Source organism: Rhodothermales bacterium (assembly GCA_039944855.1).
GTDB lineage: Bacteria > Bacteroidota > Rhodothermia > Rhodothermales > JANQRZ01 > JBBSMX01.
In genome coordinates, this window is the sequence record JBDUXZ010000011.1 from 55,238 (window position 1) to 71,157 (window position 15,920).

Annotated in this window: 16 protein-coding genes; 5 read left to right on the top strand and 11 right to left on the bottom strand. The window is 69.8% G+C overall.

The features are described from left to right. Positions 1 to 82: 82 nt before the first annotated feature. Positions 83 to 1,162 (bottom strand): M42 family metallopeptidase, encoded by a 1,080-nt coding sequence (locus ABJF88_06230; protein ID MEP0546509.1) that lies wholly within the window; start codon positions 1,160 to 1,162, stop codon positions 83 to 85. A gap of 162 nt (positions 1,163 to 1,324) precedes the next feature. Here ABJF88_06230 and ABJF88_06235 point away from each other — a divergent pair, with 162 nt between their 5' ends. The 4 genes from ABJF88_06235 (at position 1,325) to cls (ending at position 7,264) form a co-directional block, all read left to right on the top strand. Further along, positions 1,325 to 3,619 carry a PIG-L family deacetylase gene (locus ABJF88_06235; protein ID MEP0546510.1) on the top strand — a complete coding sequence of 765 codons (2,295 nt, stop codon included), beginning with the start codon at positions 1,325 to 1,327 and terminating at the stop codon, positions 3,617 to 3,619. A gap of 97 nt (positions 3,620 to 3,716) precedes the next feature. Then, complete coding sequence (locus ABJF88_06240) at positions 3,717 to 4,730, top strand: EamA family transporter (protein ID MEP0546511.1); 1,014 nt, start codon at positions 3,717 to 3,719, stop codon at positions 4,728 to 4,730. Then, positions 4,727 to 5,746 (top strand): AFG1/ZapE family ATPase, encoded by a 1,020-nt coding sequence (gene zapE, locus ABJF88_06245; GenBank protein MEP0546512.1) that lies wholly within the window; start codon positions 4,727 to 4,729, stop codon positions 5,744 to 5,746. The genes ABJF88_06240 and zapE overlap by 4 nt, the downstream gene beginning before the upstream one ends. A 66-nt stretch (positions 5,747 to 5,812) precedes the next feature. Further along, positions 5,813 to 7,264 carry a cardiolipin synthase gene (cls, locus tag ABJF88_06250; protein ID MEP0546513.1) on the top strand — a complete coding sequence of 484 codons (1,452 nt, stop codon included), beginning with the start codon at positions 5,813 to 5,815 and terminating at the stop codon, positions 7,262 to 7,264. Between the two features lie 79 nt (positions 7,265 to 7,343). Here cls and ABJF88_06255 read toward each other — a convergent pair whose 3' ends face one another. From ABJF88_06255 to mnmA, 6 genes are all read right to left on the bottom strand, one after another. Beyond that, positions 7,344 to 8,606, bottom strand: coding sequence for a vanadium-dependent haloperoxidase (locus ABJF88_06255; GenBank protein MEP0546514.1), 1,263 nt, complete (start codon positions 8,604 to 8,606; stop codon positions 7,344 to 7,346). A 183-nt stretch (positions 8,607 to 8,789) separates the two neighbouring features. Continuing rightward, the gene (locus ABJF88_06260) at positions 8,790 to 9,221 is read right to left on the bottom strand and encodes a hypothetical protein (protein MEP0546515.1); all 432 of its coding nucleotides are present in this window, start codon (positions 9,219 to 9,221) and stop codon (positions 8,790 to 8,792) included. Then, positions 9,215 to 9,880 carry a Clp protease N-terminal domain-containing protein gene (locus tag ABJF88_06265; GenBank protein ID MEP0546516.1) on the bottom strand — a complete coding sequence of 222 codons (666 nt, stop codon included), beginning with the start codon at positions 9,878 to 9,880 and terminating at the stop codon, positions 9,215 to 9,217. Before ABJF88_06265 ends, ABJF88_06260 begins: the two co-directional genes overlap by 7 nt. A 64-nt stretch (positions 9,881 to 9,944) precedes the next feature. Further along, positions 9,945 to 10,121 carry a zinc ribbon domain-containing protein gene (locus tag ABJF88_06270; protein MEP0546517.1) on the bottom strand — a complete coding sequence of 59 codons (177 nt, stop codon included), beginning with the start codon at positions 10,119 to 10,121 and terminating at the stop codon, positions 9,945 to 9,947. Next, positions 10,121 to 10,423, bottom strand: a complete 303-nt coding sequence (locus ABJF88_06275; protein ID MEP0546518.1) for a hypothetical protein — start codon at positions 10,421 to 10,423, stop codon at positions 10,121 to 10,123. Before ABJF88_06275 ends, ABJF88_06270 begins: the two co-directional genes overlap by 1 nt. Positions 10,424 to 10,463: 40 nt before the next feature. Then, on the bottom strand, positions 10,464 to 11,594 hold the full coding sequence (gene mnmA, locus ABJF88_06280) for a tRNA 2-thiouridine(34) synthase MnmA (protein MEP0546519.1): 1,131 nt from the start codon (positions 11,592 to 11,594) through the stop codon (positions 10,464 to 10,466). 205 nt (positions 11,595 to 11,799) lie between these two features. Here mnmA and ABJF88_06285 point away from each other — a divergent pair, with 205 nt between their 5' ends. Then, positions 11,800 to 12,195: a RidA family protein gene (locus ABJF88_06285; protein MEP0546520.1), complete on the top strand. Its 396-nt coding sequence runs from the start codon at positions 11,800 to 11,802 to the stop codon at positions 12,193 to 12,195. Between the two features lie 16 nt (positions 12,196 to 12,211). Here ABJF88_06285 and ABJF88_06290 read toward each other — a convergent pair whose 3' ends face one another. The 4 genes from ABJF88_06290 to ABJF88_06305 all read right to left on the bottom strand — a co-directional run bounded on the left by ABJF88_06290 (position 12,212) and on the right by ABJF88_06305 (position 15,848). Further along, positions 12,212 to 12,775: a hypothetical protein gene (locus ABJF88_06290; protein MEP0546521.1), complete on the bottom strand. Its 564-nt coding sequence runs from the start codon at positions 12,773 to 12,775 to the stop codon at positions 12,212 to 12,214. Between the two features lie 102 nt (positions 12,776 to 12,877). Next, positions 12,878 to 13,414 (bottom strand): adenine phosphoribosyltransferase, encoded by a 537-nt coding sequence (locus ABJF88_06295; protein MEP0546522.1) that lies wholly within the window; start codon positions 13,412 to 13,414, stop codon positions 12,878 to 12,880. Between the two features lie 69 nt (positions 13,415 to 13,483). After that, positions 13,484 to 14,656 (bottom strand): N-acetylmuramoyl-L-alanine amidase, encoded by a 1,173-nt coding sequence (locus ABJF88_06300; GenBank protein MEP0546523.1) that lies wholly within the window; start codon positions 14,654 to 14,656, stop codon positions 13,484 to 13,486. Between the two features lie 403 nt (positions 14,657 to 15,059). Next, positions 15,060 to 15,848 (bottom strand): hypothetical protein, encoded by a 789-nt coding sequence (locus ABJF88_06305; protein ID MEP0546524.1) that lies wholly within the window; start codon positions 15,846 to 15,848, stop codon positions 15,060 to 15,062. Between the last annotated feature and the right edge of the window lie 72 nt (positions 15,849 to 15,920).

The following is a 15,920-nucleotide window of genomic DNA, read 5'->3' on the forward strand; positions in this document are numbered from 1 at the left end:
CGGCGTAGCCCATCTCCTGATTTTGGCAACCCGAAGGAGCTTGCCGCGTCGCTCGACGTCGTCTCGCTCCTCGCAATGACAGTCAGAGGATGTCCGCGCGGAAGGCATCGTCGGCGGTGATGGAGCGGGCGAAGGCGGTCATCAGCCGGATCGCGTGCTCGACGTCGCCGAGGTCGACGGTCTCGACGGTCGAGTGCATGTAGCGCATCGGGATCGAGATGAGCGCGCTCGGGATGCCGGACTTGGTGTGGAAGATGACGTCGGTGTCGGTCCCCGAGTAGCGCGACGACGCCTCGTGCTGGAGCGGAATCTTTTCCTGCTCGGCCACTTCGATCAGCCGCTCGACGACTTTGGGGTGGTTGACGGTGCCGTGCGTGATGCTCGGCCCGCCGCCGAGCGTGACCTCGCCGTGCTTCGCCTTCGGGATACCGGGCGAGTCGGTGGCGTGCGTCACGTCGAGCACGAGGGCGAGGTCGGGATCGAGCCGGTAGGCGACCATCTTCGCGCCGTTGCCGCCGATCTCCTCCTGCACCGCGTTGACGCCGACGACCGTCCGCTGCCGCTTCTCCTTCGACGCCGCGAGCCCTTTCAGCGCCTGCGCCACGACGAACCCGCCGAGCCGGTTGTCGAGCGCCCGCCCGATCAGCCGCTTATCGGTCAGGGCCTCGACGGACTCGGCGTAGACGGCCGGATGTCCGACCCGGATGCCACGCTCGGCGACTTCGGTCTTGCTCGACGCGCCGATGTCGAGGAAGAGCTCTTCGAGCTTCGGCGCCTTCTCGTCGTCCTTCCGGTCGCGGAGGTGGATCGCCGTGTTGCCGACGACGGCGAGGACCGGGCCCTTCGCCCCGAGGATGCGGACGCGCTTGCCGCGCGCGATCGCCCAATCGCTCCCGCCGATGCGGTCGACGTGGATGAACCCGTCGTCGGTGACGTACTTCACCATGAACCCGATCTCGTCGGCGTGCGCTTCGAGCATCACCGTCGGCCCGCTGTCGGGGCCGTCGAGCGTGGCCCAGACGTTCCCGTACGGGTCGGCCTCGACGCGGTCGGCGAAGCCGCCGACGTAGCCCGCCCACTTCTTCTGGCCGGGCGTCTCGAAGCCGGTCGGGCTGGGGGTGGAGAGGAGGTCGAAGAGGAAGTCGCGGTCGGCGTCGGTCATGTCGAAGTTGAGAGCGTAGAGGCAGACCCACGTGTCTGCCCGGAGTCGGGTGAATGCTATGCTGGAACAGGGCGAACACACGGGTTCGCCCCTACGTCGGCGGCGGCGGAGGAACCCGGCGGGGCGCGCGCTGTGGAAGGCGCAGCCCACGAATCCGCGCTTATGAACGTCCGACCCGCCGCCCTGTTCGCCCTCTTCCTCGCCCTCGCCGCGCCCGCCACCGCGCAGGTCGACGCGCCCGCGCCGCTCGTGGTGATGAACCTCGCGGCGCACCCCGACGACGAGGACGGGCTGACGCTCGCGCACTACCGCTGGGCCGAAGACGCCGTCGCGTACTCGGTGATCTACACGCGCGGCGAGGGCGGGCAGAACGAGATCGGGCCGGAGCTCTACGAGAAGCTCGGCGCGATCCGCACGGCGGAGACGGAGGCGGCCGGGCGGCGGCTCGGCACGCAGGTCCGCTTCCTCAACTTCTACGACTTCGGCTACTCGAAATTCGCCGCCGAGGCGTTCGAGGAATGGGGCGGGCGCGACAGCGTGACGGCGCGGCTCGTCTACGTGATCCGGAAGCTGAAGCCGGACGTGATCTTTACCAACCACGACACACTCACGGTCGGCAACACGCAGCACGGGCAGCACCAGGCCGTCGGCATCTCGGCCTACGACGCGATGGGCCTCGCGGCCGACCCGAGTTATCACCCCGAGCAGCTTGAGGAGCCGGGCGTGGACCTGTGGCAGCCGAAGCGGCTCTTCCTCCGCAAGTGGCGGTGGACGGGAGGCGAGGACGCGAGTGCGGACGTGAAGGTGCCCGTCGGCGACGTGATCCCCGGCCGCGACGTGTCGGCCGCGGATCTCGCCGTCGAAGCCGCCGCCGAGCACCGCTCGCAGGGCTTCGACAAGTTCGCCCCGCGTTTCCGACGCGACACGACGTACTTCCAACTCCTCCGCGCCGCGCCCGGCGTCCCGCCCCTCCCGCCGAACGCGACCGACCTCGCCGTCGGGCTCGTCCCGAACCAACACGCGGTCGACGCGGACCTCGCCTACCTCATCGACAGCGGGCGCATCGATTCGATGCTCCGTACGATCGGTTTGGTGCCCGAAGCAGACACCACGCTACCCGGCGACGAAGTAGCGGTCCACTGGCCACAGGACATGGCTTTCTACGACGACGGCCAACCCACGCCCGTCGAGATCACGTTCAGCGGCGCGGTCGATACCGTGATTACGGTGCCGGCGGACGCGTCGCCGGGCGGCCCCGTAGGCGTGCTCCGCATCCCCGCCGACGCGACGCCGACGCTCCCGAAGGACGCGCGGCAGTACGACCGCTTCCTCAGCGGCCCGCCGATCCAGTACACCGTCCGCGTGCCCGGCGATGCCGACGCGTGGTACACCGCCGCGCACCTCCCCCTCGAGATCGCCCCGCCGCTCGCGATCGAGCCCGCCGAGGCCGTGCTCCGGCTCCGGCCCGGCCGCAACGCGATCCCCGTCCGCGTGCACGTCTTCGACGCCGCCGCGGACTCCGTCACGCTCGGCGTGAGCATGCGGGAGTTCGACCCGTTGGAGCCGATCTACACGCTCCAGAGCCGGACGTTCGCCGTCTCGGGCACCGGCTCCGTCGTCGACAGCGTCGCGCTCACGCTGGACCAGGCGGAGTTCGAGGTCGGGCCGCACACGCTCTACCTCAGCGCGGTCCCGCTCTACGGCGCGGCGCGCGGCGCGCGGCGCGGCACGCCCGTCTACACGACGCAGCCCGCCCGCGCTCTCCCGCCCATCCTCCTCCCCGGGTCGCTGACGGTCGGCATCGTCGAGAGCTACGACGACGCGACGGCGAATGCGCTCCGCGAGATGGGGGCGACCGTCGTCCCGCTCGACTCGACGACGCTGGCGGCAGGAGACTTCGACGGCCTGCACACGGTCGTCGTGGACATCCGGGCGTACCTCGTGCGGAACGATCTGCGGCAGTACAACGAGCGGCTGCTCGACTGGGTGCGCGGCGGCGGGCATCTCGTCGTGACGTACCAGAAGACGTTCGAGTGGAACCCGCAGTACGACGACCCCTTCGACGCAGAGCGGAAGAACCCGGCGGGCTTCGCGCCCTACCCGCTGCTCCTCGGGCGCGACCGCGTGACGTACGAGGACGCGCCCGTCACGCTCCTCGACCCCGAGCACGCCCTCTTCCGCGCGCCGAACGCCATCACCAACGCCGATTGGGCTGACTGGGTGCAGGAGCGCGGGCTCTACTTTCCCGCCGAGTACGACGACCGCTACACCGAACTCTTCGCGATGCACGACCCTGGCGAGGCCCCGCTCCGTTCGTCGACGCTCATCGCGGATGTGGGCGAGGGGACGTACGTCTACACGGCGCTCGGGTGGTACCGGCAGCTCGCGGCCTACAACCCCGGAGCGTACCGGCTCTTCGCGAACCTCGTCAGCCTCCCCCTCGTGGATGAACGCTAGCATTGCTTATGGACCCGAGTGAGTGGAATCTGGCGAGCGGCCTGAAGGCTGCGTTCCTCCCCCTCGGAGGGGGAGGACAGGTGGGGGTCCGCTGCGCTTGAAAGACCGACGCCCCGCACCTCGAACGTGGCGGACCCCCCGCTCGTCCCGCAAGCGGGCCTCGCCGCCCCCCTCCGAGGGCGGCGAATTCGTAGCGCGTGGTACTGAGCCCGCGGATATCCGCACGCGGCGGCTGGCGTACGCGGCCCTCGCGACGGCGGCCGTGCTGTGGGGCGCGTCGTTCCTCCTGGGCAAGCTCGCCCTCGCCGAGGTCCCGCCGAGCTACCTCATCCTCTACCGCTTCGTGCTCGCCTCCGCCGTGATGCTGCCGTTCGTGCGCTGGTCCCGGCTCGCGTGGTCGCGCCCGACCGCGTGGCTGGTCCTCGCCTGCGCGCTCGTCGCCGGGCCGCTGATGTTCCTCGTGCAGTTCGAGGGGCTGGCGCGGACGACGGCGTCGAGCGCGGCGCTCCTCGTCGCGGCGGCCCCGCCGATGCTCGCGCTCGCGGCGGCGGTCTTCGACGGCGAGCGGCCGACCCGGCTGGCGTGGTTCGCGATCGGCCTCGCGACGGTCGGCGCCGTCCTGCTCGTCGGGCGGCCGGGGCCCGGGCGGACGCTCCTCGGCGACGGGCTCGTCCTCACCTCGATGGTCGCGGCGGTCGCGTGGACGCTGCTCGCGCGGCGGCTGTCGCGGCGGATCGGCGCGCTCGCGGCGACGGCGCTGCAGTTCGCCCTCGGCGCCGTCATCCTCGTGCCGGTCGCGTGGGTGCTGGAGGGGCCGCCGCCGCTCGCGCTCACGGGCGGAACGTGGGCGTCGGTGCTCGCGCTCGGCGTCGCGTGCACGGCCGTCACGTTCGGGCTGTGGAACTGGGGCATGCTGCACGTCGAGGCCGCGCGCGGCGGCGTGGTGGGGAACCTCGAACCGCTCATCGGCTCGCTCCTCGGGGTCGCGTTTCTGGGCGAGGTCCTCGGGCCGTACTCACTCGTCGGCGGCGTGCTCCTCCTCGTCGCGGCCGTACTCGTGACGCGGCCCGTACATCCGCGAGCGATCGCCCCGGCGGAGGCGGCCCCGTGAGCGAGTTCGTCCCGCCCCCCCGCTTCGACGGCGCCACGTTCGACACGTACCGCCCGCAGAACGACGCGCAGGCCGTGGCACTCGCCGACGCCGAGCAGTTCGCCGAGCGCGTCCGCGAGCGCTACACCGGCTCCGCACTCCGCCGCTGGCTGAAGTCCGACGCGGGGCTCCGCAGCGGGCTCTACCTCGTCGGGCCCGTCGGCACGGGGAAGACGCACCTCCTCGTATCGATCTACCGCGCGCTCTCGCCGGGCGTGCCGTGTGCGTTCCTCCACTCGTCGGCCCTCTTCCGCGCGACGGAGCACCCCGAGGCCTACGCCGAGCGCCTCGCCGAACGCTACCGCGTCCTCCTCATCGACGAGGTCGAGCTCGACGACCCGGCGAACGAGGTCCGCCTCATCAACGTGCTCAAGGCGCTCCAAAAGCTCGGCGTGACGGTGGCGGCGACGAGCAACGCCGAGCCGGAGAAGTTCGTCTCGGCGCAGTTCGGGCGCGACCGGCTGGAGCGGTTCATCTCCGAGGAGTTCCGGCGGACGTACCACGTCGTGTTCGTCCCCGGCGAGGACTTCCGGCGCGGCCTCGCCAAGCCCGGCCGCGCGTGGGTCGGCCCGCTCGACGCGGCGGACGCGGCGATGCGCCACGCCTACGAGCGGGCCGACGGCGAGGCGCTCTGGCTCGGCCGCGACGCCCTCCTCCTCCGCACCGCCGAGACCGAGCGGCAGGCGCTCGCCGCCGAGCTCACCGCGCCCGACCGCCTCTTTCTCGCTGGCCTCCGCGTGGACTCCACCGACGACGCGCTCCGCCTCCTCCGCGTGATCGACGACCTCTACACGCACCCCGCGCCGCCCGTGCTCTACTTCACGGCCGAGGCGCCGCCGGAGCGGTGGTTTCCAAAGGACCGAGCCGGCGCCGGGGTCGAGGCGGCCGTGGCGGAGAAGTTCGAGCGGACGGTGTCGCGGCTCCACGCGCTCTGCGCCGTGCAGCGCGTCGGCGCCGCCGTCCACCGCGAGCCGTAGGGGCGAGCGGCCACTTCGTGGTAGCGAGCCACGGCGTAGCTTGTCCCCTCTCCCATTCCGTCGCCGATGCCCTTCTTCGACCTCCCGCCGTGGCTCGTCACCTTCGGCGTGCCTGCCCTCCAAGTCCTCGGCGTGCTGAGCGCGCTCGACGCCGTGATGCGGGCGCGGACACCGCAGGGCTCCACGGCGTGGGCCGTCGCGCTCATCGCGATGCCGCTCCTCGCGCTCCCGGCGTACTGGATCTTCGGCCGCGCCCGCTTCGAGGATTACGTCGAGGCACTGCGCGGCTTCAACACCGTCGTGAGCGAGCGGCTGAAGGCCGTCCGCTCCGGCCCCCTCGCCGAGTTCCTCGTCGACCCCGACGGCGATCCGGAGGAGGAGCGCGGCGAGCTCCACGCCTTCGACGAGCTCGCCACGCTCCCGCTCACGTGCGGCAACGACGGCCGGCTCCTCGTGGACGGGCACGCGACGTTCGACGCGATCTTCGCCGCCTTCGACCGCGCCGAGCACTACATCCTCGCGCAGTTCTACATCATCCACGACGACGAGATCGGCGGGCGGTTCAAGGAGAAGCTGATCGCAGCGGCGCGGCGCGGCGTCCGCGTCTATCTGATCTACGACGAAGTCGGCTCGCACAAGCTGCCGAAGGCGTACAAGCGCGAGCTCGAAGCGGCCGGCGTCGAGGTGTCGAGCTTCAGCGGGCACCGGAGCCGGTTCAAGCGGTTCCGGCTCAACTTCCGCAACCACCGCAAGATCGTCGTCGTCGACGGGACGTGGGCGGCGATGGGCGGGCTCAACGTGGGCGACGAGTACCTCGGCCGCGACGAGAAGCTGAGCCCGTGGCGCGACACCCACGTCGCGATCGAAGGGCCGGTGGTGCAGGGCGTGCAGCTCTCGTTCGTGCGCGACTGGTACTACGGCTGCGAGGAGATCCCCGAGGTGAGGTGGCAGCCGACGCGCGCCGACGCCGACCGCGAAGCGCTCGTCCTCGCCTCGGGCCCCGCCGACGACCTCGAGACGTGCGGCCTCCTCTTCACCCACGCCATCGAATCGGCCGAGGAGCGGGTGTGGATCGCCACGCCGTACTTCGTGCCGGACGGGCGCGTGCTCGGCGCGCTCCAACTCGCGGCGCTGCGCGGCGTCGACGTCCGCATCCTCATGCCGCGGCAGTCGGACAGCGTGTTCTTCAAGTACGTCCCCTACGCGTACCTCCCCGACGTCGAGCGCGCCGGGGTGAAGGTGTACCTCCACGAGCCCGGCTTCATGCACCAGAAGGTGCTCCTCGTGGACGAGGACTACGCCGCCGTCTCGACGGCGAACTTCGACAACCGCTCGTTCCGGCTCAACTTCGAGATCACCGTCCTCTTCGCCGACGCCGGCTTCGCGCGCGACGTGGCCGCGATGCTCGAAGACGACTTCGCCCGCTCGACGCAGATCACGCGCGCCGACATGGAGGACAAGTCCTACGCCTTCCAGGTCGCGACACAGGTGACGCGGCTCTTCGCGCCCGTCCTCTGAGCGTCGCTACTCGGTGAAGTCGAGCGTCGTGCCGTCGGCCTGCGGCAGCGGCGGTTTACCGCGCGGTGACATCAGAGACTCATTCAGGCAGCAGGTAGTTGCTCGTGATATGACTCATGATTCGCCGACCGAGGGCGAGGCCTTCGTCGGCCGCATAGCGGAAATGCCATCCGAGTTGGATGCGCGAGTCGGCGCACTCCTCGGCAGCAGCGCTGAAGCTCATGAACGCCCGCGTCGGCATTCCTTCGGGAGCAGTGGTGGGACTCATCGAGAAGGAAAACTCATCGCCGAACTCGTGTCCGAGTACGCCGAGCGAGGCCGCACAGGCCGTCGCGTGCGCCGACGCATAGTCCTGGAAAGGCGGCGTGGGGCGGAGCGGCTCCCAGTCGGCGGCCGGCGTGGTGGCGGGATTCCCGTCAGCCTCCGCCGCATGGATCGCGGTCACGGGACGCCAGTGGTCGTACTCGTACTTTGAGTCCCACACGGCGATGTAGCCGTCGTAGAGCGCCACGTTGAGCGTTGCGAAGAGGCGAGCGGCGTCCCAGACGTCGATGCCCTGCTCGGCGACGAGTTCGCGCGCGAGCCGGTTGACAGAGCCCTCGGCAAACTCCATCCACCACACGGCATAGCCGGTCTGTTCGTCCGTGCGCACGGTGCTGGTCACGCCCCCCTGCGCCTTCGCCTCGGCGTACGCCTCCGCATAGGCGGCGCTCTTCACCTCGGGCGGGGGAGGCGGACGGAACTGGTCTGGCGATGTCAGCGCGAAGGGCCGGGCATAGCGAAAGCCGGGTTGGAGCATGAAGCTGTCCCACGTCCCCGTCGTCTGGTACCGGCCCGGTGCATCGCCGAAGGCGTATTCACCCGCGAAATCCCAACCGTCGCCTTCTCGGAGAGCCAAGATGGCCGAGGCGCATGCGCGACCCAACGTTCCCGCCCGCGCCTTCCTGACTCCGGCTGGAATAGGAGCCAACCAACGGGTCAGCGCACTGTCCAGGCTCGACCTCCGGTCGGGGTACTGCGTGACGAGCACCTCGTAGGCGGCCTGAGTCACGGCCGCGGTCGGATCAGCGTCGGTCTGCGCGGCGGTGCAGGCGTAGCGCGTGTACCGTGGCTCGATGGAATTGAGCGCGTCGTGCATGGCGAGGTGCATCATCGAGAACGCGCGGTGCCCCTTAAAGGTGAAGAACGAGTCCTCGGCGTAGGCGATCTCGTAAGCCACCTCGTTCCACGCTGCGACGACGCTTTCCTCGTCCACCGGGGCCGCGTTCGCGCGTGCGCTGGGATCGTTCGAGAGCGAGACGAGGAGCGCGACACCGAAGAGCATCATGGGGCTGGCTTGCATAGCTTACCTCCTCGAAATGGGTTCACATCCGTTTGAATGGTAAATATTTACATAGATATGGTCAAGTCGGCATCGCCCTGGGCGTGCTCGGCCTGGCACGACGGGGTGCGGTAGAACCAGCGGCTCTACGACCTGCTCGGCGTCGAGTCGGCGTGGTGGTAGCCGGTGCCGCTCCGATAGCCGCTACTCGGTGAAGTCGAGCGTCGTGCCGTCGGGTCCCTGGCGGAGTTTCACGGTGCGGAGCTTCTGCATCACGGTGAGGGCCAGCTCCAGCTTCTTCTCGAGGTTCTCCAGCTCTAGCTTCTCGGCCGCCGCTCGGTGCTCGCGGGCGTGCGCCAGCCGCTCCTCGGCCTCGGCGTAGAGCCGCGTGATGTCGGCGAGCTTCTGCTGGTTCTCAATCGACGGCGCTTTCAGCTTGGCCTCCACGAAGGACTGCGCCGCGCCCAGCAACTCCCCCATCACCTCGCGCGACGACGGGTCGATCTGCGCATGCGCCAGCCGTTCGACGACGTCCACGAGTGTCTGCTCCAGCCGCGCGAAGAGCGCGTCGAAAAGCGCAGGGTTCCGGCCCGCGAGGTCGATCTGGAGGGGCTCGCGGCGGTCCGGTGCTAGCATGGCTCCTCGCCCTCCGGGTCCCACGCCGGGACACCGCTGTCGAGGATCACGAGCCCGTCGCCGCCGAGCGCGCGGTAGAGCGCCGAGAGCGCGAGGAGCAGGTCGGCCACCTCCTCTGTGCTCGTGTCCTCGTCGAAGACGATCGAGAGCCGACGGGCGGCCGCGGCGGCGCGAGCGCGCACGGCCTCCGCAGCTTGCGGCGACTCCGGCTCGGGCTCCGCTTCTGTGCCGTGCAGCCGCGCTACCTCGCTCCGCACGGCCTCGACGGCGACGCCGAACTCGTCGCGGAGCAGGTCGGCGACGACGTTCGCGCTGCCGAGCAACCCCAGCAGTACGTGCTCGGCCTCGATGGCCGGAGCCGCTTCCGCTTCGCGGCGCGTCAGCTTGAGCGCGTCTTCGGCCTCGGCCGTCAGCCCGAACTCGCTGTGGAGCAACTCGCTCGGCTCGTCGATGGCGGGCGGAGCCGCCTTTTCCACGGCGTGTCGAAGCTGCTGCGTGTTGACGCCGAGGGCGCGGAGGATGCGCACGGGCGGCCCGCCTTCGCGGAGCACGCCGAGCACGAGGTGTTCGGCCCCGATGGCGTCGTGGCCGAGGCGGGCGGCTTCCTCGCGGCTGTGGAGCAGCACGGCGCGGGCGCGGGCAGAGAAACGTTCGTCCATAGACAGGCTCCCGGTTTAGAGGAAGCCTACCCGACGCCTGCGCCAACAGGCTGTCAGACGCGCGCTACAGCAGCCGGTACAGCACCCACAGCACGGGCAGCAGCATCAGCGCGACGAACAGCCACGCGGCCGGGCCGAAGGTGCGCTTAGGGACCGGATACTCGTAGCCGCACACCGGGCACTCGGTGGCCTCGGCGTCCACCTCCATCGCGCATGACGGGCACTCGCGGAGCTCGGCCATCAGTCGTCCCGCGCGGCGAGTTGGACTTCGACCTCGGTCAGCCGGACGGGGATGCCCCACTCGTCGTCGGCCCGCTCGTCGTCGAGGACGTAGCCTTCGAACTCGACCTCCATCCCCTCGCGCTCGAACTCGACGGGGAGATTCGTCGGGCGGAAGCGGTCGCCGGCCTCGGTCACGATCCCCCAGAACCCGCCGTCCTGCTCCACGCGCGTGACCGTGCCCACGTGCTCGATCTCGCCGAGGTCGCAGCCGGCGGCGAAGAGGAGCGGGGTGAGGAGGAGCGGCAGGGCGAGGAGGCGCATCGAAGCTCGGAAGGGGGACGGGGTGGGGAATATACCTGCCTCACTCCGCACTGTCGACGGCGTGGATCCAGCCACCGGCCACGAGATCGTCGTCTTCGTAGAGTACGACGGACTGGCCGGGCGTAATCGCCGCGCGCGGCTCGGCGAAGGCGACGCGGAGCTCGTCGTCGCCGGTCTGCCATGCGAGGGCGGGCGCGCCGGCGTCCTTGTAGCGGATCTGCCCCGTCACGGGCCGCTCGTCCATGAGGTCGGCGTACTTCACGAAGTTGAGCTGCCGCGCGGTCAGCGTCTGCCCGAGGAGGTCGTCGCGCTCGCCGACCGTCACCGTGTTCGTCTCAGCGTCGATCCGCGTGACGTAGGTGGGAAAGCCGAGCGCGAGGCCGAGGCCGCGCCGCTGCCCGATCGTGTAGAACGGATAGCCCTCGTGCTGCCCGACGACCGAGCCGTCGGAGAGGACGAAATCGCCGCCCGCCACCTCGGCTTCGAGGCCGGGCGTGCGGCGGCGGAGGAAGCCGCGGTAGTCGTTGTCGGGGATGAAGCAGATCTCGTACGAGTCGGGCTTGTCGGCGACGCGGCTCAGCCCATACTCTGTCGCCATCTCGCGGATGCGCGGCTTCGTGAGTTCGCCGAGGGGGAAGATGCTGCGGGCGAGGTGGTCCTGCGGCAAGCCCCACAGCGCGTAGCTCTGGTCTTTGTTCGTGTCGAGCCCGCGCGAGACGACGTGGCGGCCCGTCCCTCCGGGGCCGTCGTCGTGGCGGACGCGGGCGTAGTGGCCCGTCGCGATGAACGCGCAGCCGAGGTCGTCGGCGCGGCGGAGGAGGGCGGCCCACTTGATGTGGGTGTTGCAGAGCACGCACGGGTTCGGCGTGCGCCCGGCGAGGTACTCGCTCGTGAAGCGCTCGACGACCCAGTCCCCGAACTCCTCGCGGATGTCGACGATGAAGTGGGGGAAATCCATCTTCATCGCCACGCCGCGCGCGTCGTTCATCGACTCGAGGGTGCAGCAGCCGACCTCTTTCTGGCCGGGCTTGCGCGGGCCGCTCGTCGCGTAGTCCCACGTCTTCATCGTGATCCCGACGACGTCGTAGCCCTCGTCGCGCAGCAGGGCCGCCGTCACCGACGAGTCGACGCCGCCGCTCATCGCTACCAGTACGCGTCCGTGCTTGCTCATAGGGATAGTAGTTCGTGCACCGCGAGGCAAAAAAGGCCATCACCGGCCACGGCCTGCCGCGTTCCCTCTCTGCTGATTCTTGAAGCACGCGCCCTCAAGCTAGGCGCCTTCTTGGAGCACGCGCCGCCTTTTGCCGGAAAGTTCGCTTGTGGACGGACTAGCAATGGTGCGAACCTCGGGGGCTCCCACCATCGACCCGCTCCCCATGCCTCCTGCTCCTACCCGGCGAGAGATCGTCAACTCCCCGAACGCTCCCGCCGCGATTGGCCCGTATAGCCAAGCCATCCTCGCGGGCAACACGCTCTACTGCTCGGGCCAGATCGCATTCATCCCCGAGACGGGCGAGGTGCTGCGGGGCGACATCGAAGAGGAGACGGCGCAGACCCTGGAGAACCTCGGCGCCGTCCTCCACGCCGCCGGGATGACTTTCCGCAACGTGGTGACGTGCACCGTCTTCCTCACCGACATGAACGACTACGGGCAGGTGAACGAGGTCTACGCGCGGTACTTCAACGAGTCGCCGCCGGCGCGGGAGGCCATCGAGGTGTCGGCGCTCCCGCGCGGCGCGCGCGTCGAGATTTCCTGCATCGCGGTGCGGTAGGTCCGCGCAAACCGCGCTAGACGTTGACCTCCACGTTCACGTCGAAGGTGACGGTGAACTGGTAGTTGCCTGGGCCGGCGTCGGCGACGCGGAGCGTGAGGGTGCCGGTGAAGCTCGGCTGCTGCACGAACTCGGTGATGTCGGCGTCCGAGAGGTCGAGCGTGGCGCGGCGGAGCTGCGCGTTCGTCGTGAGGATCGAGAGCGACACGTCCGAGGCGCGGGCGACGACCTGCTCCGAGACGCCGGGAGCCGAGAGCGTCAGCGTGGCCTCTTCGATCATGATGGCGTTCTCCTCGCCACCGGGGAAGTCCATGTTGAGTTCGACGGTGCCGGAGCGGATCGTCGCCGAGGCCACGTCGGCTGGCGTGAAGCGCATGTCGTTGATGATGTTCTGCGAGGACTGCACCTTCCCCTCGCTGTAGACCTCGCCGTCTTCGAGCGTCCCGGCCGTGTAGACGAAGCTCGCGCGGTGGTTCGGCGGGGTCGGGAGCGGGAACGTGTCCCCCGTGTCATCGGCGGTATCACACCCGGAGAGCACGAGCGGGATGAAGAGGGCGAGGGGGAGCAAACGGCGGAGCATGGTCATGGCGGTGGTCGATTTGAGTGGAAAGCGGAGGGGCACGCAGCAAGCCGTGCCGAGCGGACTACGGGTAACACAACGGGGAGGTAGAGGAGCGGTGCATCACTTCACGTCGAGCACGACGTGGACGGGCAGCCCGTCCGGCAGTTGCTCGCGGCCGTTCAGAAACGCGAGTTCGATGAGGAACGCGAACCCGATGACTTCCGCGCCGACGCGCTCGACGAGCCGGGCTGCGGCCGAGGCCGTCCCGCCCGTGGCGATCACGTCGTCGTGGATCAGCACGCGGTCGTCGGGGCCGAGGGCGTCGGCGTGGATTTCGACGGCGTCGGTGCCGTACTCGAGCGCGTAGTCCTCGCGGAGCGTCGCCGCCGGGAGCTTGCCGGGCTTGCGGGCGAGCACGAACCCCGCTCCGAGCCAGTCCGCCATTGGCGTCCCGAAGAGGAACCCCCGCGACTCGACGCCGACGACTTTCGTGATCCCCATGTCGGCGTAGGGCGCGGCGAGGGCACGGACGGCCGAGCGCAGGAGCGCGGGGTCGGCGAGGATCGGGGAGATGTCTTTGAATTGGACGCCGGGCTCGGGGAAGTCCGGGACGGTGCGGAGGGCGCCGTAGAGCGCGGCGATGGGGTCGGTGGACATGCGTTCGGCAGGCAGACGGGAGGAGGGCGGGCGCGGGCGCCGGCCCCCTAAGCTACACCGGCCGCTTCGTCAATTCGAGGCGAAACGGAAGCCGCGCTCGTACTGCTCTTTGTAGTCGCGGATCGAGCGGAAGATGGCGCTCGCGAGCAGGTCCTGCCCCTCTGCGCTGCGGAGGAAGCGGGCCTCGCCCGGGTTCGTCACGAAGCCGAGCTCGATGAGGACGGCGGGCATCGAGGCGCGCCACAGCACGAGGAAGCCGGCCTGCTTGACGCCGCGCGACGGCCGGTCGGCCCGGTCGGCGAACTGGCCCTCGATCAGCGAGGCGAGCCGCTCGCTCTCACGCTGGTACGCCGTCGTGGCGAGCGTCTGCACGATCATCGCCGCGTCGTCGAACCCGGCGTAGAGGTCGGGGTCGCTCTCGAGGGCGACGACGCCGTTCTCGCGCTCCATCACGTCGTGCGCGCTGTCGCTCCGGTGGAGGCCGAGGAAGTACGTCTCCGACCCCTTCGCCGAGCTGCTGCCGGCGGCGTTCGCGTGGATCGACACGAAGAGCTTGCCGCACGACTCATTCGCGATCCGCCCGCGCTCGTGGAGCTCGATGAAGCGGTCGTCGTTACGGGTGTAGACGACACGGATGCCGAGGCGGTCCTCCACGTACTGCCCGACCTTCTTCGTCACGGCAAGCGTGATGTCTTTCTCACGGACGCCGTTCGAGGCCGCGCCGCCGTCGTGCCCGCCGTGCCCGGCGTCGAGCACGATGCAGTCGAGAGCCCAGTGCTCGTTGCTCGCGGCGTCGGCCTGCCCGGCGGCGACGGGACCGGCCGGGGGCCGCGTGTACGTCAGCCCGAGGAGGACGTCATCGGAGTCGCGGTCGGGGTAGGCCTTCGCCTCGACGGGCGTGTTCGGATCGATCTCGAACGTGATAATGATGCGGTCGTCGGTGGGACGGATGGTGTAGCGCCGGACCGGACCGCGCGCGTCGTCCCTTCGCACCGTCGTCGCGAGTCCAGTGTGGTAGAGCACGAGTCGCACCTCGGTCGGGCTCACCCGCTCGGGCTCGCTGTACGCGCCGATCTTGCCGGTGGTGTGGATGCGGACGACGTAGCCTTTGTTGTCCGAGCGTTCCGTGAACGAAATGCGCGCGACGTCGGAGCCTGCGTGCGCATCGAGCGGCAGCACGAACAAGAGGAGGAGGAGCGTGCGCCCGAGGGTGCGGGCGAGGAGAGGGAGAGACCGCTGCATGGCGGAGGCTGTCGTTAAAAAGTGGCGGGGCGCCGCACGCCGCGGCGTGTCCTCCCCGTCGAATCCCGTGCCGAACGGGGCAGTATCGGCAGCGGCTCGGCGCCGTGGCGTTGCCGCACGGGGTGGGAACGGCCCGTTTCCAGAACGGGGGCGGATTATATCCGAAAGCGCACGACGCCCCGACCGGCTACCGGTGCGCGACCCTCTCCTGACGCGCGGGTAGAATGGTACGGGGCCGAGCGATTTCGCTATGCGGGGCGCGCTCCTGATTCGGGGGACAGCGCCACCACACACTTAAAGTATAACGTTAAGTGGGGCGAGTTCCAAGCCTCCCCGTCCAGAGAAATGCAGAGGGGCAGCGCGAACGCCGCCCCTCCGGTGGAGCCGGGGCCGAGGAGGGCGTTTACCAGTCTAGCTCGTCGCCTTCGCCGAGGAGGTCGCGCTCGCGACGCTCGATGATCTCGCGGCGAGCCCGCTCGCGCTCGGCGAGCGCTTCGTTGCGCTCGGCGAGGTCACTCTGAAGGCGTTCTTCGCTCTGCTGAAGATGCTCGATCTGCTCGCGGCGGGCCTGCTGCTTGAGATCGAATGTCTGCTCCAGGGTGGCGCGCAGCTCGCGCGTGAGGCGCTCGCGCTCGGCCCCTTCGGCACGGCGGAGCTGACGCGCGAGGTCGCGGCTCTCGCGCTCTCCGTCAGCGATGCCGCGGCGCGTTTCGGGCTCGATGCCCCGACCGCCGAATCCGGGCCACGGCATCAGGCCCTCCTCGCCGAAGGCCATCCCCACGTCGCCGGGCACGCCACGGAAACGCAGCATCCGGTGTAGGGCCGAATCCACGTCTGCCTCGAAATCGAAGTCGTCGAACTCGACCATCGCGCCGTCGGGCTTCGTGCGGAAGGCGAAGGCGCGCGGCCCCTCACCGTCGCGCTCGAACCAGACGTTCGGGCCGTCGTCGTCGTGCTGCATCTCGAAACGGCGGTGCGGGCCAGCCTCGCCCTCACGTTCGACGAGGAGCGGGCCATCCTTAACGCGGACACGGAGCGGGGCGTCTTCGGCTACGGTGAACCGCTCGACGGTCCCGTCGGGCCGGGTGATGGTGACCTCAGTGCCGTCGCGCTCGACGGTGAGGTCTTGAGCCGTAGCGACCGGGGCGCCGAGCATGACGACGCCCACGAGCAACAGGGTAGAAATACGCATGACAGAAGAGGGTTTGGTGAGGGATACGGTCGGACGGGGCGTGTGCCCCGCTGCACCCTCCGTAGGCCCTGC